We start from the raw sequence: 17,884 nt of genomic DNA, 5'->3' as shown, positions 1-17,884 counted from the left end.
TCTGTGTTGTTGTGCGGGCCCTGGCCGGGATGGCTTGCGGCCGTGGTGGTGCGTGGTTACGCGGGGCGGCGGGCCTCGTCCACGAGCAGTACGGGGATGCCGTCGCGCACCGGGTACGCCAGGCCGCAGTCCTGGCCGGTGCAGATCAGCTCGGTGTCCTGCTCCTTGAGGGGGGCGTGGCAGGCGGGGCAGGCGAGGATCTCCAGGAGGCCGGCTTCCAGCGGCATGGCGGGTCCCTTCTGGGAGTGGGGGTGGGTGGTGCGTGCGTGTGCGGATGTGCCTGGTCAGGGTACCGCCGGTGGGGGCGGGGTGCCGGGGTTGGGCGGAGGTGGGGTTGGCGGAGTGGGGTTGGCGGGGTGGGATTCGCCCCCGCCGCCCCTACCCGTCCCATCCCCAGGGGCGCTGCCCCTTCGACCCCGGGTGCTTCTGGGGGCTGCGCCCCCAGACCCCCGCTCCGGCCCTTAAGGGGCCTTGTCCTCAAACGCCGGACGGGCTGACTTATGCGGGCCGGCGCTGGAAGGTGGCGTCCCCAGCCGGGTGGGTGGGGGCTCGGGACGGTGTGGTCTTGTGCTCGCACGCCGGACGGGCTGACTTATGCGGGCCGGCGCTGGAGGGTGGCGTCCCCTGCCGGGTGGGTGGGGGCTCGGGACGGTGTGGTCTTGTGCTCGCACGCCGGACAGGCTGACTCATGCGAGCCGGCGCCGGAAGGTGGCGTCCCCTGCCGGGTGGGTGGGGGCTCGGGACGGTGTGGTCTTGTGCTCGCACGCCGGACGGGCTGGGATGCGCCGGCCGGCGTTGAGAGGCCCCGGTCTCAACCTCTGATGATCGCCAACGCCTCGTCCCGTACCTTCGCCATCGTCGTCTCGTCCCTGGCCTCCGCGTTCAGGCGCAGCAGTGGCTCCGTGTTGGACGGGCGCACGTTGAACCACCAGTCGGCGGCGGTCACCGTCAGGCCGTCGAGTTCGTCGAGTTCGACGCCCTCCCGGCCCTCGTACGCGGCCTTGATGGCGGCGAGGCGGCCCGCCTGGTCGGCGACCGTGGAGTTGATCTCGCCGGAGCCGGCGTAGCGGTCGTACTGGGCGACCAGGCCGGAGAGGGGGCCGTCCTGGCCGCCGAGCGCCGCGAGGACGTGGAGGGCGGCCAGCATGCCCGTGTCGGCGTTCCAGAAGTCCTTGAAGTAGTAGTGGGCGGAGTGCTCGCCACCGAAGATCGCGCCGGTCTTCGCCATCTCGGCCTTGATGAAGGAGTGGCCGACGCGGGTGCGGACCGGGGTGCCGCCGTTCTCCTTGACGACCTCGGGGACCGACCAGGACGTGATCAGGTTGTGGATGACCGTGCCCTTGCCGCCGTGCTTGGCGAGTTCCCGGGAGGCGACCAGGGCGGTGATGGCGGACGGGGAGACCGGCGCGCCGTGCTCGTCGACGACGAAGCAGCGGTCGGCGTCACCGTCGAAGGCGATGCCGAGGTCGGCGGACTCCTCGCGGACCCGCTTCTGGAGGTCGACGATGTTCGCCGGGTCCAGCGGGTTCGCCTCGTGGTTCGGGAACGTGCCGTCCAGCTCGAAGTACATCGGGACGACGTCCAGCGGGAGGCCGCCGAACACCGTCGGCACCGTGTGACCGCCCATGCCGTTGCCCGCGTCGACGACGACCTTCAGGGGGCGGATGGAGGTCAGGTCGACGAGGGAGAGGAGGTGGGCCGCGTAGTCCTGCAACGTGTCCCGCTGGGTGATCGTGCCCGTCTGCGCGGCCGGTTCCGGGGCTCCCGACTCGCTCCAGCCCTCCACCAGTTCGCGGATCTCGGTGAGGCCGGTGTCCTGGCCGACCGGGGCGGCACCGATGCGGCACATCTTGATGCCGTTGTACTGGGCCGGGTTGTGCGAGGCCGTGAACATGGCGCCCGGCAGGTTCAGCGCGCCCGAGGCGTAGTACAGCTGGTCGGTGGAGCACAGGCCGATCTCGGTGACGTCGACGCCCCGGGCCGCGGCTCCGCGTGCGAAGGCGCGGGACAGACCGGGCGACGAGGGGCGCATGTCGTGCCCGATGACGATCGCGCTCGCGCCGGTCACCTGGACGAAGGCTGCCCCGAAGAGCTCGGCCAGTGACTCGTCCCACTGGTCCGGGACGACTCCGCGCACGTCGTACGCCTTCACGAGCTGTGACAGATCAGCAGCCACGGCCAACCCTCCTGAAAGTCCTGTCGGTCACCCCAAACTACCCGCCCGAACTGACAGTGCGCTGTGTGCCCACTGAGTGGACCCCGAGCCGTAACCTCAAGGTCAGTGCGGGCGTCAGGGAAGCATCCAGCCGAGCACCGGTGAACTCTGTCCGACCACGATCAGACACATCACCAGCAGCAGCCCCAGACTCCACGGCAGCACCCGCCGCAGCAGGTCCCCTTCCCGGCCCGCGAGTCCCACCGCCGCGCAGGCGATGGTGAGGTTCTGCGGCGAGATCATCTTGCCGAGCACACCACCTGAACTGTTGGCGGCGGCCAGGAGTTCCGGTGACAGCCCCGACTCCCGCGCCGCCGTCACCTGCAACGCTCCGAACAGGGCGTTGGCCGAGGTGTCCGACCCGGAGACGGCCACCCCGAACCAGCCCAGCACCGGCGACAGGAAGGCGAGCCCGGCGCCGGCCGCCGCGACGAAGTGGCCGATGGTGGCGGCCTGCCCGGAGAGGTTCATGACGTACGCGAGCGCCAGCACGGACGTCACGGTGAGGATGGCGAACCGCAGCTCGTGCACGGTGGCGGCCCACTCCCTGACGGCCACGCGCGCGTGCACGCCCAGAACCACCGCCGTGCACACCCCGGCGAACAGCACGAGCGTGCCGCCGGTGGACACGATCGGCCAGCTGAAGACGTTGCCGCTGACCGGGTCCCCGTCCGGGTTCGCGACGTTCAGGAAGGGCCAGTCGTAGGTCTGGGTCGCCTCGGCCAGCCAGTCCTTGACGGCCGGGATCTGGGCGATGGAGAAGATCACGACGATCAGCGCGTACGGCGCATAGGCCCGCACCACTTCCCCGCGCGGGTCGTCCTCGTCCAACTCCTCGCTCCGCGCCCCCGTCAGCACGGACGTGCGTACGGCCTCGGTGGCGGGCACGCGCGCGTGCGGTACGGCGACCAGGGCGCCCGCACCGGCCAAGGCGGCGCCGATGTCGGCGAGTTGCGCGGAGACATAGTTGGAGGCGGCGAACTGGGCGACGGCGAAGGCGACTCCGCACACCACGGCGGGCACCCAGGTCTCCCGCAGGCCGCGCCGCCCGTCCACCAGGCCGACGAGCACGAGCGGCACGACCAGGGCCAGCAGGGGCGTCTGACGTCCGACCACGGAGGCCACGTCATCCAGGGGCAGCCCGGTGACCTGGGCGAGCGTCACCACGGGCGTGCCCATCGCGCCGAAGGCGACGGGCGCCGTATTAGCGACCAGGGCGACGACGGCCGCGCGCACCGGCTCGAACCCGAGCGCCACCAGCATGACCGAGCAGATCGCGACGGGCGCCCCGAACCCGGCGAGGGCCTCCAGGAGGGCCCCGAAGCAGAAGGCGACGACGAGGGCCTGGATGCGCGGATCGTCGGACAGCCGCCCGAACGACCGCCGGAGGATGTCGAAGTGCCGTGTCCGGACGGTCATCCGGTACACCCACAGGGCGTTGACGACGATCCACAGGATGGGGAAGAGCCCGAAGACGGCTCCCTGGACGGCGCCGGAGAGGGTCTGCCCGAGCGGCATGCCGTACGCGAGCCAGGCGACGAGTACGGCCGCCAGAAGCCCCGTGAGCCCCGCCAGGTGCGCCTTCAGCCGGACGCCGCCGAGTAGGACGAGCACGATCACGAGCGGCAGGGCCGCCACGAGGGCGGACAGTCCCAGTGAGCCGGCTACGGGCTCCAGTTCCTGGACGTACACAGGCGCCTCCCCGGATTCCGCCATGCGGAAAGCGATTTCTCGTTCCGGCATACGGAATGGTCGTGTCCGCGACAAGGGCACGTCAATGGCTGTGCATCAATGACTGTGCATCACTCAACGAAACGAACGCAGGACGCGCAAGAAAGACGACCGTCAGTTGTCGGGCGACCGAAGCACCCGCAGATGTCCACGCCGCGCGACCTCCATCGGGTCGGCCCCACGGCCCCCGCCCCCGCCGGCCTCGGCCGCGCGCTCCTGCGGACGGGCCGCCTCGCGCACAGCGTTGGCGAGCGCTTCCAGGTCATCGCCGCTGGGACGGGCCGGAGCCGAACCGTCGAGCAGCCGCACGACCTCCCACCCGCGAGGCGCGGTGAGGCGCTCGGAGTGCTCGGCGCACAGGTCGTAGCAGTGGGGTTCGGCGTAGGTGGCGAGCGGGCCGAGGACCGCGGTCGAGTCGGCGTAGACGTACGTCAGCGTCGCGACGGCGGGACGGCCGCAAGCGGTGCGCGAACAGCGACGTACAGGGCTCACGACGTTGGACGGTACCGCACTCTTGACCGGGCCGCGACGACTCTCCCCCAGGTCACCCCACCGTGTCGTGTTGTGAATCACCCCACACACCCCTTTCGCCCCACCCCTCTGACCTGCCCAAAAGCCTCACTCCGATATCCCGAGCCCTCACAGATCCGGTCACCACTCACCCCAAATCCCATCAATTACCTCGACTTCGACGGTCTCGGAGACATACGGAATCGAGCCCAAGCTTGGCTGGAATGGTCATCTGCCGACATGCCGTACGCACGGGAGAACGCCGCTCCCACCGCCCGACGGCGATCGGACACACACCGGCCGTGAGGACTACGCTTCGTCAGTGATGGACACCCCTGTACCGCCCCGTGCCGCCGGCCCCGGGCCCCGCCGTCGTGATCGCCACGGACGGGGCATGCGCGGCCCGATCGCACCACCCCAGGTACCGCTCGCCGCCAGCCGCGCCGATGTCTTCGCCGACCTGGTCCAGGACTCGGTGGAACGCCTCGAACGCCGCTGGCCGCAGCTGACCGACATCGATTTCCTGGTCCTGGAGGTCCCCCGCCTGGACGGCCCCGGCCGCACCTGGAACGACGAGGCGGTCCCCCTGGGCGGCACGATCCCCGCCCGCGAGGGCCGACCCGCGCGGGTGGTCATCTACCGCCGCCCGGTGGAGATCCGCACCAAGGGCCGCGACGAGCGGGCGGCTCTCGTCCACGAGGTGGTCGTGGAGCAGGTCGCCGAGTTGCTGGGCCTCACGCCGGAGACGGTGGACCCCCGCTACGGGGAGGACTGACAGGCACTCGGAGGCTGGGCAGGGGTGGGTCGCGCGGCCCGGCGCTAGCGGGGTGCCGCCTGAGCCCCCAGCGGCACGACTGCCCGCAGCTGAAGCGGAGTGGACCCGCAGTCGCGTACGGCGGGAAGGGGACGGGGCGGGGGGTGTCCGCCCGCAGTGGCCGGCGTCAAGAAACGCTCAGCACCCTGCCCGACTCCAGCCGCCGGTCCGAGGACGGACACCCCCGCCCCGTCCCCGACCCACACCCCACCCGCAGGCGCTACGCGCACCCCCACCGAACCCGCACAGGCGCCGCAGGCATCCCCACCCGTCACCTCTACTTCTGCAACACCGACAGATCCTCGTCCGCCTCGGGCACAGCCACCATCCCCCGATCATCCGGCAACGTCTGCACGGTGAACCCGGACACCCCGTCCTCCGTCACCGCCAGCGTCCGGGACGCGTACACCGGACCGCCCGACACCGTCTCCACCGTCAGCGCGTACGTGCCCTTCAGACCGCTCGGCACCGGCACCTCGACATCCTCGGTGGTGCCGGACTTGATCGTGTACGTCTTCGACGCCGCCGTACCGCCCTCGCTCCCCGCCGACGCCGTCACCTTGACCTCCGCCGCACGGAACGGCGCCGTCACGGAAAGCGTCGTGCCCTTCTCCCGGTTGTCCGCCACCGTCGCGCGCGCACCGACGGCCCGGGTAGCCGGAATGAACGCCGTCTCCTGCTTGGCGCCCTTCCCCCGCACCACCCGCAACGCCGCGACCACCGGCACGGACTGACCCGTGGGCGTCAGCACCAGCGACCCCGTCTCACCCCGCATCACGTCCCCGAGATCCACCGCACTCGTCATCCCGGCCTTGACGTGCAGCGTCTCATTCCCGGCAGGCGTGATCAGCCCGGACGGCGAAGCGAGCCGCACCTTCAGATCCGCATCCGACTCCCCCGGCGTGAACGCGACCAGCCGCACGGACGTGGCGTCCTTCGGCACACCCGGCAGCACCAGGCTCCCCGCGGGATCGGTCGACGCCGCCAGCCAGTCGCCGCCCAGCTTGTCGTCCAGCGCCTGCACCGACGCACCCACCCGACCGCTGCGCACACTCACATGCACGGTCACGTTGTCCTGCTTCTCACCGATGAGCGTGGACAGGAGTATCGACTCACCCGAGTTCGGCGGAACCGTGATCCCCTCCCCCACCGTGGTCTCCAGCGCCCCGTCCTTGCCGTACAGCTCAATGTCGACGACGGCGGCGGAGTCATCGGGGTTCGTCAGATGCACGTAGTCGGTCCGGTCGGCAGCCGTACTGGCCCCCGGGAACCAGAACTCCGTGTCGGGCGCGGTGCAGTTGACCCCCTGCAGCCCACGCCCGGTGCCCGCCGCGACCTCGGTCGTCTCCTGCACGGTCCACCCGGGCGCGAACTTCCCGTCGGCGGTCCCGATCAGCGCCGGCGAGTCGGCCCCGGAGGCGTCCCCGGTGACCGGCGCCCCCGGCTCCTTCACCTCCAGAAGAGGCTTCCCGGCCTTCCCGGCTTTGCTCCCTTTGTCCCCCTTGTTCCCCTCATCCCCCTTGCCCCCCTTGCCCGCACCGGGCAGCAGCTCCGTCTTCCCGTCACTCCCCGTCCCCTTGGTGACCGGCGTGAACGAGGTGTACGTGGTCTCGGCGAGGTCCGAGATGCTCGGCGCCGGGCACACCAGACTCGTACGCTCCACCGGCAACTCGGCGGCCGCCTTCGCCGTGTCCGCGCCGGACGCGTCCGGCGACGTCAGCGTCGCGAGCCCGGTGATCACGGCGAGGGCGCCGGCTCCGGCGAACAGGGACAGGGTGGTGCGGTTCACTGCTGGCTCCCGTCGGAACGCTCACTGCCGTGCGGATGCTGCTGCGCCGGGTCGTACGTGCCGTCGTAACCCTGGTCGTATCCCTGCTGGAACGTCTGGTCGTACGACGGGTCGTACGCCCCCGGCGCACCCGGTGCCCCCGGCGTCCCCGCCTGCGACTGCCCGCCGTACGCGTACGGGTCGTACTGGCCGCCCTGATAGGGATCCGCCTGATACGCCTGGTCGTAGGCGCCGCCCGCCGGATACTGCTGGCCGCCCTGGTACTGCTCGCCGCCGCCGTAACCGCCGTAGTCGGCTCCCGTGTAGTTGGGCGTGTCCCACTCTCCATAGGGCGACTGCTGGGGAATCCCCGCGGACGGCACCTGCGAAGGAGGCGGCGGGAAGCCGCCGCCCTGACCGCCCTCTTCGGGCTCTGCCTCGGCCTCGGCCTGGGCGCGCAGCCGGCGGGCCCGTCGCCCGTCGCCCGCCATGGCCTCGGCCGGCACGGGCGCCTCCTCGGGCAGGTCGTCGTCGACGTCGCGCCGACGTCCCGGCAGCGCCATCACGACGAGCACCAGGGCGAGGAAGCCCTGCGTCCACAGCCAGGCGGTGTGCCCGATCGGGTCGTCGTAGGTGACGTCCAGCCTGCCGCCCCCGGTGGGCAGTTCGAAGCCCTGCGCCCAGCCGTCGAGGGTGGTCGGGGTGAGCGGCTTGCCGTCCAGGGTGGCCGTCCACCCGTCGTCGGCACTGTCGGCGAGCCGCAGTACCCGCCCGTCGGGGCCGCTCGGGATCTCGGTGTGGATCTCGACGGGCCCGGCGGCGACCGGCTCGGGCTCACCGGAGCCCGCCGCAGAGCCCGCTCCGGACCCCTCCCCCGCGACGATGGCCGCCCGCGACACCTGCCGGTCGACCCGCCACAGCGCGCTGCCGTTCTGCTCGCTCAGCCGCGACAGCCCGGGCGTGGCGTCCAGTACGCGCGCGACCTCGCGCGGCGCTCCCTTGTGGATGAGGACGTAACGCACCGCGAACGCGCCGAGCTGGTCCGCCTGGTCGGCGCCGGAGCCGGCGACGAGGTTGGCGACGATCTTGTCGAGCTTGGCGTTCTCCCCGTCGGCCACGGCGAGTTCGGCGTCGCCGAGGCGGGCGCCGGAGCCACGGACGAGCATGTAGCCGACATGGGCCTGGGAGTCGCTGTCGAGGACGAGGGTGCGGGCCTGGTCGCGGGTGCCGCTCTCCTCGGCGACGAACGCGGGCACCTGCACGGGGTCGCGCCGCTCCAGCGGCCCGTCGGCGCCGCGGATCATCCAGCCGGCGGCGACCAGCAGCGGGCCCGCCGCGGCGGAGAAGGCGATCAGCGCGGCGACCGGCTGGCGCCAGCCGAAGCTCTGCTCGGCGACCCGCGAGCGTGCCCCGTCGGCGCCGAGCAGGGCGGCGGCCAGCAGGGCGATGCCGTAGACGAGGGTGGCGGGACCGGCCCAGGCGGAGCTGTTGGACAGGACGGCGAAGACGAAGCCCAGCAGGGCGACCGCCCAGGCCGTGCGGATGCCCAACTGACGCTCGGAGCGCAGCAGGGCGGCGAGCGCGGCCAGCACGACGCCGATGAGCATCAGTCCGCTGACGGTGCCGGGCCCGCCGGGGCTGGCGCCGAGCAGGTCCAGGGCGGACGCGGTCGAGGCGCCGTACTCCAGGCCGGCCTCCTGGAAGAAGCCGAACGGGAGCAGTGACAGCGACCAGGGCGCGAGGACCAGCAGGGGCACGCCGAGCTGGGCCAGGAAGCGCAGGCCGTACGCGGTGATGTCGGTGCGCCGCACCGCGAGCAGTCCGATGCCGAGGATCAGCGCGATCGGCCAGACGATGGGCGTGAAGGCCGTGACGATCGTCAGCAGCAGGGCGTATGCCCAGGTCGCGCGCCAGCTGCCGCGCACGCCCGCGCTGTTCGCCAGGCCGCTGGCCGCGATGCCCGCGCGCGCGATGAGCGGCAGCAGGATGGCGAGTACGGCGGTGCCGATGCGGCCGCCGGCGAGGGCGCCGGTGGCCGCGGGCAGGAAGGCGTAGACGACGGCGGCCCATGCGCGCAGGAGGCGCGACTCCACGAGTGGGCGGGAGGCGAAGTAGGCGGTGAATCCGGCCAGCGGCACCGAGCAGACCAGCAGGACGGTGACCGCGAGCCCGGTGGAGCCGAGCAGGGCGCCGGCGAGCATCGCCACGATGGCGAGGTACGGCGGCGCGGACGGGGTGCCACCGGCGCCCACCGGATGCCAGGCGTCCAGGTAGCGGGACCACAGCTCGCCGGCCTCGGCCGGGGCGGGCAGGAGCGCGCCGCCCGCGAGGGCGCCGCCGCCGAGGAGTTGGCGGCACGCGATCAGCGCGACGAACAGCAGCCCCAGGAAGAGCATCGGGCCGGGGTTGCGGGCGATGCGCTTCAGGCGCGCGAACTGTTCTATCTCCAGGAAGTCGGCGTCGTCGCCGCCGGGTCCGGACTCGACCGCGCCGCCGTGCCGTCCCGCGCCGGAGGCGACCTCGGGGTCGGAGCGGCCGACGAGGTTGCTCGCGACCTGTTCGACGGTGGCCCGCACGGTCGCGCCGGGCGGCGGGAACAGCGCCCGCAGCTCTCCCTTGTCGATGACGGGACGCCCGCGCCTGCGCCGCCCGGCGATGATCCGCTCCGGGCGCAGCAGGGTGCCCATGAGGCCGCGGATCTCGTCGAGGGCCTGGCCGGGGACCTTGCCCACGAGGTAGGCGAGGGTCCGCAGGACGGTGCCGAGCACGAGGCGCAGCAGCACCCAGGGCAGCGCGGCCGTACGGGTGTTGACGAGCAGGGTGTAGGCGGCGCCGGCCTTGTCGACCTTGTGCGGGGAGGCGGCGGTGCGGCCCACGCAGTCGACGGTGCGGCGCTCGCGGGAGGACGCCTCGGCGTGTCGTACGACCGCCTCGGGGGCGACGAGGACGCGGTGGCCGGCGGCGGTGGCGCGCCAGCACAGGTCGACGTCGTCCCGCATGAGGGGCAGTCGCCGGTCGAAGCCGCCGAGTTCGTCGAAGACATCGCGCCGGATCAGCATGCCGGCGGTGGACACGGACAGCACGGACCGCACGTGGTCGTGCTGGCCCTGGTCCTGTTCGCGGCGGTCGAGGCCGGTCCAGCGGCGGCCGGAGTTGGCGATGGTGACGCCGACCTCGAGGAGCTGGCGGCGGTCGTACCAGCCGCGCAGCTTGGGGCCCACGACGGCGACGTCGTCGCGGCCCAGCTCCAGCTCGTTCTCCACGACGCGCAGCAGCTGGGCCAGGGCGTCGGGGTCGGGGGCGCAGTCGTCGTGCAGCAGCCACAGCCACTGGAGCGGCTCCCCGTGGGGGAGTTCGGGCATGTCGTAGGCGTCGTCGCGCCATGTGCGCGTGACCGGGTCCCAGCCGCTGGGCCGCTTCAGATACGTCAGCTCGTCCGGGGTGAGGACGGGGGCGGTGCGGTTGGCCTCCTCGACGGCCTGGCCGAACCCGGTGCGCCGGGCGAGGTGCAGTACCCGGTCGGCGCCGAGGGCGTCGGTGACCAGTTGCGCGGAGTGGTCCGCGCTGCCGGTGTCGGCGGCGACGGCGAACTGGACGGGGCGCTCCTGGCCGAGCAGCCCGGCGAGCACGTCGGGCAGCCAGCGGGCGCCGTCGTGGGAGACGAGCACCGCCGTCACCACATGACGCGGAAACTCAGGGGTGGCAGCGGAGTCGTGATGGGCTGCCGTGTGGCTGTGCACGGACATCGAGGTACGGGCCCCGGTTCGATGGACTGCGGTGGACGCCTGTGCCCCCGGGGGACAGCGGGGCGTCTCGGACGAGCGACCACACTATCGGCTGGGCATCACGGCGGCCCGCCGCCTGTGGATAACCCACCTGCGACGGGCCGTTCGAGACCTGTTCGAGACGTATGCAGCGGATGTACGTGCGGATTGCGGGTGTGCCGACCTCGCCACCCGGCGCTGCGGTCAGACGGCCGCCTTCTTCAGCCGACGGCGCTCGCGTTCGGACAGGCCGCCCCAGATGCCGAAGCGCTCGTCGTTGGCGAGGGCGTATTCGAGGCACTCGGAGCGGACCTCACAGGCGAGGCAGACCTTCTTGGCCTCGCGGGTGGAGCCGCCCTTCTCGGGGAAGAAGGACTCGGGGTCGGTCTGGGCGCACAGCGCGCGCTCCTGCCAGCCGAGTTCCTCGTCCGCGTCGTCGACCAGCAGTTGCTGCACCAGCTCGGTCATGTGCGCCCCTCGTCTGTCTTTCGCGTCCCCGTGATGTAGCCGTTACCGATTTCGGCTGAACGACACGAGTGAAATTACAAGTGTGCTGCTCCGGGCGAGTCAAGCCGAGATCTGCTATTGAGCCCCTTATTCACTCTGCGGAACCAAGGCCTAGCGGAAAGTGTTCAAATCGGCCTAAACCTTGACAAGCAGACGAGACCCAGGAGGGACACCGCCCCCGCGCAGAGCCTGTACGGACAAGGACGCCCAGAAGTTCGATCTCGTTGCACACACACGCGGATGCGAACCGGATCACAGTCGGATCACAGGATCACAACGACGCTCGTGCGCCCGGTTGTGCGCCATGTGTCCCGGCCGCCCCATGAACAAACCTTTCGCCATAGAGATGAACCGGATGAGGTGAAACCCGTCCCACAAGGCGGGCGTCGAGTTGACACTCACGGTGTGAACCGATGTCCTTGTGGGCATGCTCGCGAACTCGGCACTCACCTCGACCCGCACCGCCGGGTCCCACGGTGCTGCCCGCGCTCGCTGTAGCTGTTGCTGTCCCAGCTGTTGAGCCCCACCTGCTCCAGCTGTGGGCCGAGTCACCCGTCTCTCGGCTTCAGTTCCCTCTGACCTTCTTTCACTGAGGAACCACCCCACCCATGAACAGCGACAGCGACCTGCAGATCGCCGGCGACATCCTCGAAGTCCCGCACCTCCTCCAGGCACCGCGCGAGCACCCGGCCACCGTCGCCGAGTTCGCCGGCCTGGCCCGCGCCATCGCCGCCGACCGCTCCCAGTGGGAGCACCTCGTCCGGTACGACGCCACCACGCGCTGGTACCACCGGCTGCGCACGGGACCCGGCTACGAGGTGTGGCTGCTGTCCTGGGTCCCCGGCCAGGGCAGCGGACTGCACGACCACGGCCCCTCCTCCGGCGTACTGACCGTCCTGGACGGCACGCTGAGCGAGCGCACCGAGCGCGGCACGCGCGCGTTGGCGGCGGGCGCGCAGCGGGTGTTCGCGCCGGGGTACGCCCATGAGGTCGTCAACGACGCGCTGGAGCCGGCGGTGAGCCTGCACGTGTACTACCCGGGCCTGACGGAGATGCCGATGCACACGGCCTCGGCGTGCGAGGCGCGCACGGAACCGCGTCCGGTGACTGCCTGACCGGTTGTCGTACCCGCCTGCCAGACTTACTCCCATGCGCATTGTGGTTCTGGCAGGCGGCATCGGTGGTGCCCGGTTCCTGCGTGGTCTGAAGCGGGCCGCGCCGGACGCGGACATCACGGTCATCGGCAACACCGGGGACGACATCCACCTCTTCGGGCTGAAGGTCTGCCCGGACCTCGACACCGTGATGTACACGCTGGGCGGCGGTATCAACGAGGAGCAGGGCTGGGGCCGGGCCGACGAGACCTTCCATCTCAAGGAGGAGCTCGCGGCGTACGGCGTGGGGCCGGAGTGGTTCGGGCTCGGCGACCGGGACTTCGCCACGCACATCGTGCGGACGCAGATGATCGGCGCGGGCTATCCGCTCAGCGCGGTGACGGAGGCGCTCTGCGACCGCTGGAAGCCGGGCGTCCGCCTGATCCCCATGACGGACGACCGTGTGGAGACCCATGTGGCGGTCGAGGTGGACGGCGAGCGCAGAGCGGTCCACTTCCAGGAGTACTGGGTACGGCTGCGGGCCTCGGTGCCGGCGGAGGCGATCGTGCCGGTCGGGGCCGAGCAGGCGAAGCCGGCGCCGGGTGTCCTGGAGGCGATCTCCGAGGCGGACGTCATCGTCTTCCCGCCGTCCAACCCGGTCGTCTCGGTCGGCACGATCCTCGCCGTGCCCGGCATCCGCGAGGCGATCGCCGACGCGGGCGTGCCGGTGGTGGGCCTGTCCCCCATCGTCGGGGACGCGCCCGTGCGCGGGATGGCCGACAAGGTGCTCGCGGCGGTCGGCGTGGAGTCGACGGCCGCGGCGGTCGCCGAGCACTACGGCTCCGGGCTCCTCGACGGCTGGCTCGTGGACACCGTGGACGCGGGCACCGTGGAGCGCGTCGAGGCGGCCGGGATCCGCTGCCGGGCCGTGCCGCTGATGATGACCGACCTCGACGCCGCGGCGCAGATGGCCCGTGAGGCGCTGGCGCTGGCGGAGGAGGTGCGGGGAGCTTGAGCGAGGTCTCTGCCGACGGCTACCGGGTCTGGGCCGTCTCCGGGATGCCCGAGGTCCGGCAGGGCGACGACCTCGCCAAGCTGATCGCCGCCGCCGAACCCGCGCTCGCCGACGGGGACGTGCTCCTGGTCACCTCGAAGATCGTCTCCAAGGCGGAGGGGCGGATCGTCGAGGCGGCGGACCGGGAGGCCGCGATCGACGCGGAGACGGTACGGGTCGTGGCGCGCCGCGGCGCGCTGCGCATCGTCGAGAACCGGCAGGGCCTGGTGATGGCCGCCGCCGGGGTCGACGCCTCCAACACCCCCGCCGGGACCGTGCTGTTGCTGCCCGAGGAGCCGGACGCGTCCGCGCGGGCGATCCGCGACGGCCTGCGGGACGCTCTCGGCGTCGAGGTCGGCGTCGTCGTCACCGACACCTTCGGGCGCCCTTGGCGCTCCGGGCTCACCGACGTCGCGATCGGCGCCGCCGGTGTCCGCGTGCTCGACGATCTACGCGGGGGCACCGATGCGCACGGCAATCCGCTCAGCGCGACCGTCGTGGCGACCGCCGACGAACTCGCCGCCGCCGGTGACCTGGTCAAGGGCAAGGCCGCCGGGCTGCCTGTCGCCGTCGTGCGCGGCCTGGCGGACACGGTGACCGAGGACCACGGGGAGGGGGCGCGGACGTTGGTGCGCGGGGCGCGTGACGACATGTTCCGGCTGGGCACGTCGGAGGCGGTACGGGAGGCGGTGACCCAGCGCCGTACGGTACGGGCGTTCACCGACGAGCCCGTCGACTCCGGGGCCGTACGAAGAGCGGTCGCGGCGGCGGTCACGGCGCCGGCGCCGCACCACACGACGCCGTGGCGGTTCGTGCTGCTGGAGTCCGCGGAGTCGCGGACGCGGCTGCTCGACGCGATGCGCGACGCCTGGATCGCCGATCTGCGCCGGGACGGCAAGAGCGAGGAGTCGATCGCGAAGCGGGTGCGGCGTGGGGACGTGCTGCGCAACGCGCCGTATCTCGTGGTGCCGTGTCTGGTCATGGACGGCTCGCACACCTATGGCGACGTGCGGCGGGACGGGGCCGAGCGGGAGATGTTCGTCGTCGCCGCCGGGGCCGGGGTGCAGAACTTCCTGGTCGCGCTGGCCGGGGAGCGGCTGGGCTCGGCGTGGGTGTCGTCGACGATGTTCTGCCGGGATGTGGTGCGCGAGGTGCTGGGGCTGCCGGAGGACTGGGATCCGATGGGGGCGGTGGCGGTCGGTCATCCGGCTCAGGAGCCTCGGCCGCGGCCGGAGCGGGATGCGGGGGCTTTCATCGAGGTGCGCTGATCCGCGCTGATCCGCGCCGTGGGGCGCCTACGCTCGTAGGGCGCCTGCGGTGGTGCGCGTCTGCGGGCGCGCTCTCCAGGTGCTTACGCTCGTAGCCTCCAGACCGCTAGGACCTCAACCGTGGCAGGACGTTTCGCTCCGCGGCCCACGCGTACCACTGTGCGCGGTGGGCATGTCGCCGTGTCCGCGGGGATACCGCGGCAGGCCGCGGCGCCCGGGCGGGTGCGTACGTGGGTGCCGCAGGGGCCGCTCGATCTCGGGCTGGTGCTGGGGCCCCTGCGGCGTGGGCCGGGGGATCCGACGTTCCGGGCGATGCCGGACGGGTCGGTGTGGCGGGCCAGTCTCACGCCTGCCGGGCCCGGGACGCTGCGGGTCAGTGCGCGTGGGGCGGAGGTGCGGGGCGAGGCGTGGGGGCCGGGTTCCGAGTGGCTGCTGGAGCGGTTGCCCGAGTTGCTCGGGGCCGCCGACGATCCGTCCGTGTTCGTGCCTCGGCACCGGGTGGTGGCGATGGCTCGGCATCGGCGGCCGGGGCTCAGGCTGACGCGGACCGGGCTGGTGATGGAGTCGTTGATTCCGTCGGTACTGGAGCAGAAGGTCACGACCGATGAGGCGTATCGGGCGTGGCGGTTGCTGGTACGGAAGTACGGCGAGCCGGCGCCGGGGCCCGCGCCCGGGCGGATGTGTGTGATGCCGGATGCGCGGACCTGGGCGTTGATTCCGTCCTGGGAGTGGCATCGGGCCGGGGTCGACAACAAGCGGGCGTCGACGATTCTGCGGGCGGTGCGGGTCGCTGCGCGGATGGAGGAGGCCGTGCGGATGCCTCCGGCTGAGGCGCAGGCTCGGTTGGAGGTGGTGCCGGGGATCGGGCCGTGGACGTCTGCGGAGGTTGTGCAGCGTAGTCATGGGGCGGCGGATGCGGTGACCGTGGGGGATCTGCATCTGCCGGGGATTGTGGGGTTCGCGCTTGCGGGGGACCGGGATGCGGACGACTCCGTGATGCTGGAGTTGCTGGAGCCGTATGCGGGGCAGCGGCATCGGGCGGCTCGGTTGATCTTGTTGAGTGGGCGGGTGCCGGGGCGGCGGGCGCCGCGGATGCCGCGGGGCGATATCGGGCGGTTGTGACGCCCGAGGGCTGACTGGCCTCCCTGTGGTCGCCGCCGGGTCTTCTCGCCCCCGCCGCCCCTACCCGTCCCATCCTCCAGGGGCTCCGCCCCTTCGACCCCGGGCGCCTCTGGGGGCTGCGCCCCCAGACCCCCGCTCCGGCCCTTAAGGGGCCTTGTCCTCAAACGCCGGACGGGCTGGAGGGTGCGGACCGGCGTTGAGAAGTGGAGCCCCTTGCGGGTGGGTGGGGGTTTGGGACGGCGTGGCCTCATCCTCGAACACCCGACAGACCGGAGGGCGCGCCGACCGGCATTCAGAAGCGGAGCCCTCTGCGGGCGGGTGGGGGCTCGGGACGGCGTGGCCTCGTCCTCGAACGCCCGACGGGCTCAGAGGCACGGGCTGACGCTGGAAGGTGGCGGCCCCGGCGGGTGGGTGGGGGCTCGGGACGGCGTGGCCTCATCCTCGAACACCCGACAGACCAGGGGGCGCCGACCGGCAATCAGAAGCGGAGCCCACTGCGGGCGGGTGGGGGCTCGGGACGGCCTGGCCTCATCCTCGAACACCCGACAGACCAGGGGGCGCCGACCGGCAATCAGAAGCGGAGCCCACTGCGGGCGGGTGGGGGCTCGGGGCGGCCTGGCCTCGGCCTCGAACGCCCGACAGGCCGGAGGGTGCCGACCGGCATCCAGAAGCGGAGCCCCCTGCGGGCGGGCGAGGGCCCGGGACGGCCTGGCCTCATCCTCGAACACCCGACAGACCGGAGGGCGCGCCAACCGGCAATCAGAAGCGGAGCCCCCTGCGGGCGGGTGGGGGCTCGGGGCGGCCTGGCCTCGGCCTCGAACGCCCGACAGGCCGGAGGGTGCCGACCGGTAATCAGAAGAGGCCGGGTGGGCTGGGATGTGCCGGTTGGGGGTGGGCGTAGCGGCGTCGTTCAGAGATCTGGTGAGAACCTCACCGCGCCTGCCGGTATCCGCGCATCGCACCACACCCGCGCGCCCTCCTTCAGCTCGTTGTCCGCGCCGATCACCGCGCCGTCGCCGATGACCGTGCCGGTGAGGATCGAGCGTTCGCCCACGCGGGCGCGGGTGCCGATCAGGGAGTCGGTGATGACGGCGCCGGGCTCGATGACGGCGCCCGGGAGGATCGTGCTGCCGAAGACCCGTGCGCCCTCGGCCACGAACGCGCCCTCTCCGACCACCGTGCCACCGGTCAGCTTGGCGTCCGGTGCCACCCGGGCCGTGGGGAGGATCAGGCGGTCGCCGCAGCGGCCGGGCACGGCAGGAGATGGGGCCCGGCCCAGAACCAGGTCGGCCGAGCCGCGGACGAACGCCGCCGGCGTGCCCAGGTCGAGCCAGTACGTCGAGTCGACCATGCCCTGGAGGTGTGCCCCGGCCGACAGGAGGTCCGGGAAGGTCTCGCGCTCCACCGAGACGGGACGGCCCGCCGGGATCGTGTCGATGATCGAGCGGCGGAAGACGTACGCGCCCGCGTTGATCTGGTCGGTGACGATCTCCTCGGGGGTCTGGGGCTTCTCCAGGAACGCCGTCACCCGGCCCGTGCCGTCCGTGGGGACCAGGCCGTACGCCCTTGGGTCCGTCACCTTGGTGAGGTGCAGGGAGACGTCCGCGCCCGTCGTCTCGTGGGTGCGGACCAGCGCCCTGATGTCCAGCCCCGTCAGGATGTCCCCGTTGAAGATCAGCACCGGGTCGTCCGGCGCGGAGTGGAGACGCGACGCCACGTTGCGGATCGCGCCGCCCGTGCCGAGGGGCTCCTCCTCGGTGACGTACTCCAGATGGAGCCCGAGCGCCGAGCCGTCGCCGAAGTACGGCTCGAAGACCTCGGCCAGGTACGACGTCGCGAGCACGATGTGCTCGACCCCCGCCGCTCTCGCTCTCGCCAACTGGTGCGTGAGGAACGGCACCCCGGCCGCCGGGACCATGGGCTTCGGCGTGTGCACGGTGAGCGGACGCAGCCGAGTGCCCTTGCCGCCGACCAGGAGGATCGCTTCTGTCACCTGTCGTCTCTGCTTCCTGCCGGGACCGGCCGAACTGTCTTTCG

13 protein-coding genes are annotated in these 17,884 nt (G+C 72.1%); 5 read left to right on the top strand and 8 right to left on the bottom strand.

All coding sequences use genetic code 11. The features are described 5' to 3' along the window. Positions 1-56: 56 nt before the first annotated feature. The 4 genes from IM697_RS05900 to IM697_RS05885 all read right to left on the bottom strand — a co-directional run bounded on the left by IM697_RS05900 (position 57) and on the right by IM697_RS05885 (position 4,438). Positions 57-227 carry a Trm112 family protein gene (locus IM697_RS05900; RefSeq protein WP_007382472.1) on the bottom strand — a complete coding sequence of 57 codons (171 nt, stop codon included), beginning with the start codon at positions 225-227 and terminating at the stop codon, positions 57-59. A gap of 584 nt (positions 228-811) precedes the next feature. Continuing rightward, on the bottom strand, positions 812-2,176 hold the full coding sequence (locus tag IM697_RS05895; RefSeq protein WP_194045383.1) for a phosphomannomutase/phosphoglucomutase: 1,365 nt from the start codon (positions 2,174-2,176) through the stop codon (positions 812-814). A 114-nt stretch (positions 2,177-2,290) separates the two neighbouring features. After that, positions 2,291-3,907, bottom strand: coding sequence for an L-lactate permease (locus IM697_RS05890; protein WP_194049607.1), 1,617 nt, complete (start codon positions 3,905-3,907; stop codon positions 2,291-2,293). Positions 3,908-4,060: 153 nt separating this feature from the next. Continuing rightward, the gene (locus IM697_RS05885; protein WP_228044524.1) at positions 4,061-4,438 is read right to left on the bottom strand and encodes a DUF3499 domain-containing protein; all 378 of its coding nucleotides are present in this window, start codon (positions 4,436-4,438) and stop codon (positions 4,061-4,063) included. Between the two features lie 343 nt (positions 4,439-4,781). Between IM697_RS05885 and IM697_RS05880 the strand changes: the two genes are divergently transcribed. Beyond that, complete coding sequence (locus IM697_RS05880; RefSeq protein WP_194049605.1) at positions 4,782-5,231, top strand: metallopeptidase family protein; 450 nt, start codon at positions 4,782-4,784, stop codon at positions 5,229-5,231. A gap of 316 nt (positions 5,232-5,547) precedes the next feature. On the opposite strand, the gene IM697_RS05875 is transcribed toward IM697_RS05880, so the two are convergent. The 3 genes from IM697_RS05875 to IM697_RS05865 form a co-directional block, all read right to left on the bottom strand. Beyond that, a complete protein-coding gene (locus tag IM697_RS05875) occupies positions 5,548-7,059 on the bottom strand; it encodes a DUF5719 family protein (RefSeq protein ID WP_194045382.1) in 1,512 nt (503 codons plus the stop codon). After that, a complete protein-coding gene (locus IM697_RS05870; RefSeq protein WP_194045380.1) occupies positions 7,056-10,784 on the bottom strand; it encodes a glycosyltransferase family 2 protein in 3,729 nt (1,242 codons plus the stop codon). The genes IM697_RS05875 and IM697_RS05870 overlap by 4 nt, the downstream gene beginning before the upstream one ends. A gap of 222 nt (positions 10,785-11,006) precedes the next feature. Next, positions 11,007-11,270 (bottom strand): WhiB family transcriptional regulator, encoded by a 264-nt coding sequence (locus IM697_RS05865; protein WP_003975777.1) that lies wholly within the window; start codon positions 11,268-11,270, stop codon positions 11,007-11,009. A gap of 647 nt (positions 11,271-11,917) precedes the next feature. On the opposite strand from IM697_RS05865, the gene IM697_RS05860 reads away from it, so the two are divergent. From IM697_RS05860 to IM697_RS05845, 4 genes are all read left to right on the top strand, one after another. Next, positions 11,918-12,424, top strand: a complete 507-nt coding sequence (locus tag IM697_RS05860) for a cysteine dioxygenase (protein ID WP_194045379.1) — start codon at positions 11,918-11,920, stop codon at positions 12,422-12,424. Between the two features lie 34 nt (positions 12,425-12,458). Further along, a complete protein-coding gene (gene cofD / locus IM697_RS05855) occupies positions 12,459-13,418 on the top strand; it encodes a 2-phospho-L-lactate transferase (protein WP_194045378.1) in 960 nt (319 codons plus the stop codon). Between the two features lie 44 nt (positions 13,419-13,462). Further along, entirely contained in the window at positions 13,463-14,725 is a 1,263-nt protein-coding gene (locus tag IM697_RS05850) for a coenzyme F420-0:L-glutamate ligase (protein WP_265582739.1), read from the top strand. 120 nt (positions 14,726-14,845) lie between these two features. Then, on the top strand, positions 14,846-15,847 hold the full coding sequence (locus IM697_RS05845) for a DNA-3-methyladenine glycosylase family protein (RefSeq protein ID WP_194045376.1): 1,002 nt from the start codon (positions 14,846-14,848) through the stop codon (positions 15,845-15,847). A gap of 910 nt (positions 15,848-16,757) precedes the next feature. Here IM697_RS05845 and manB read toward each other — a convergent pair. Next, positions 16,758-17,840, bottom strand: a complete 1,083-nt coding sequence (manB, locus tag IM697_RS05840; protein ID WP_194045375.1) for a mannose-1-phosphate guanylyltransferase — start codon at positions 17,838-17,840, stop codon at positions 16,758-16,760. Positions 17,841-17,884 lie beyond the last annotated feature (44 nt).

The organism is Streptomyces ferrugineus (assembly GCF_015160855.1).
Taxonomy (GTDB): Bacteria; Actinomycetota; Actinomycetes; order Streptomycetales; family Streptomycetaceae; genus Streptomyces; species Streptomyces ferrugineus.
This window is presented reverse-complemented; position numbering and strand designations above follow the sequence as displayed.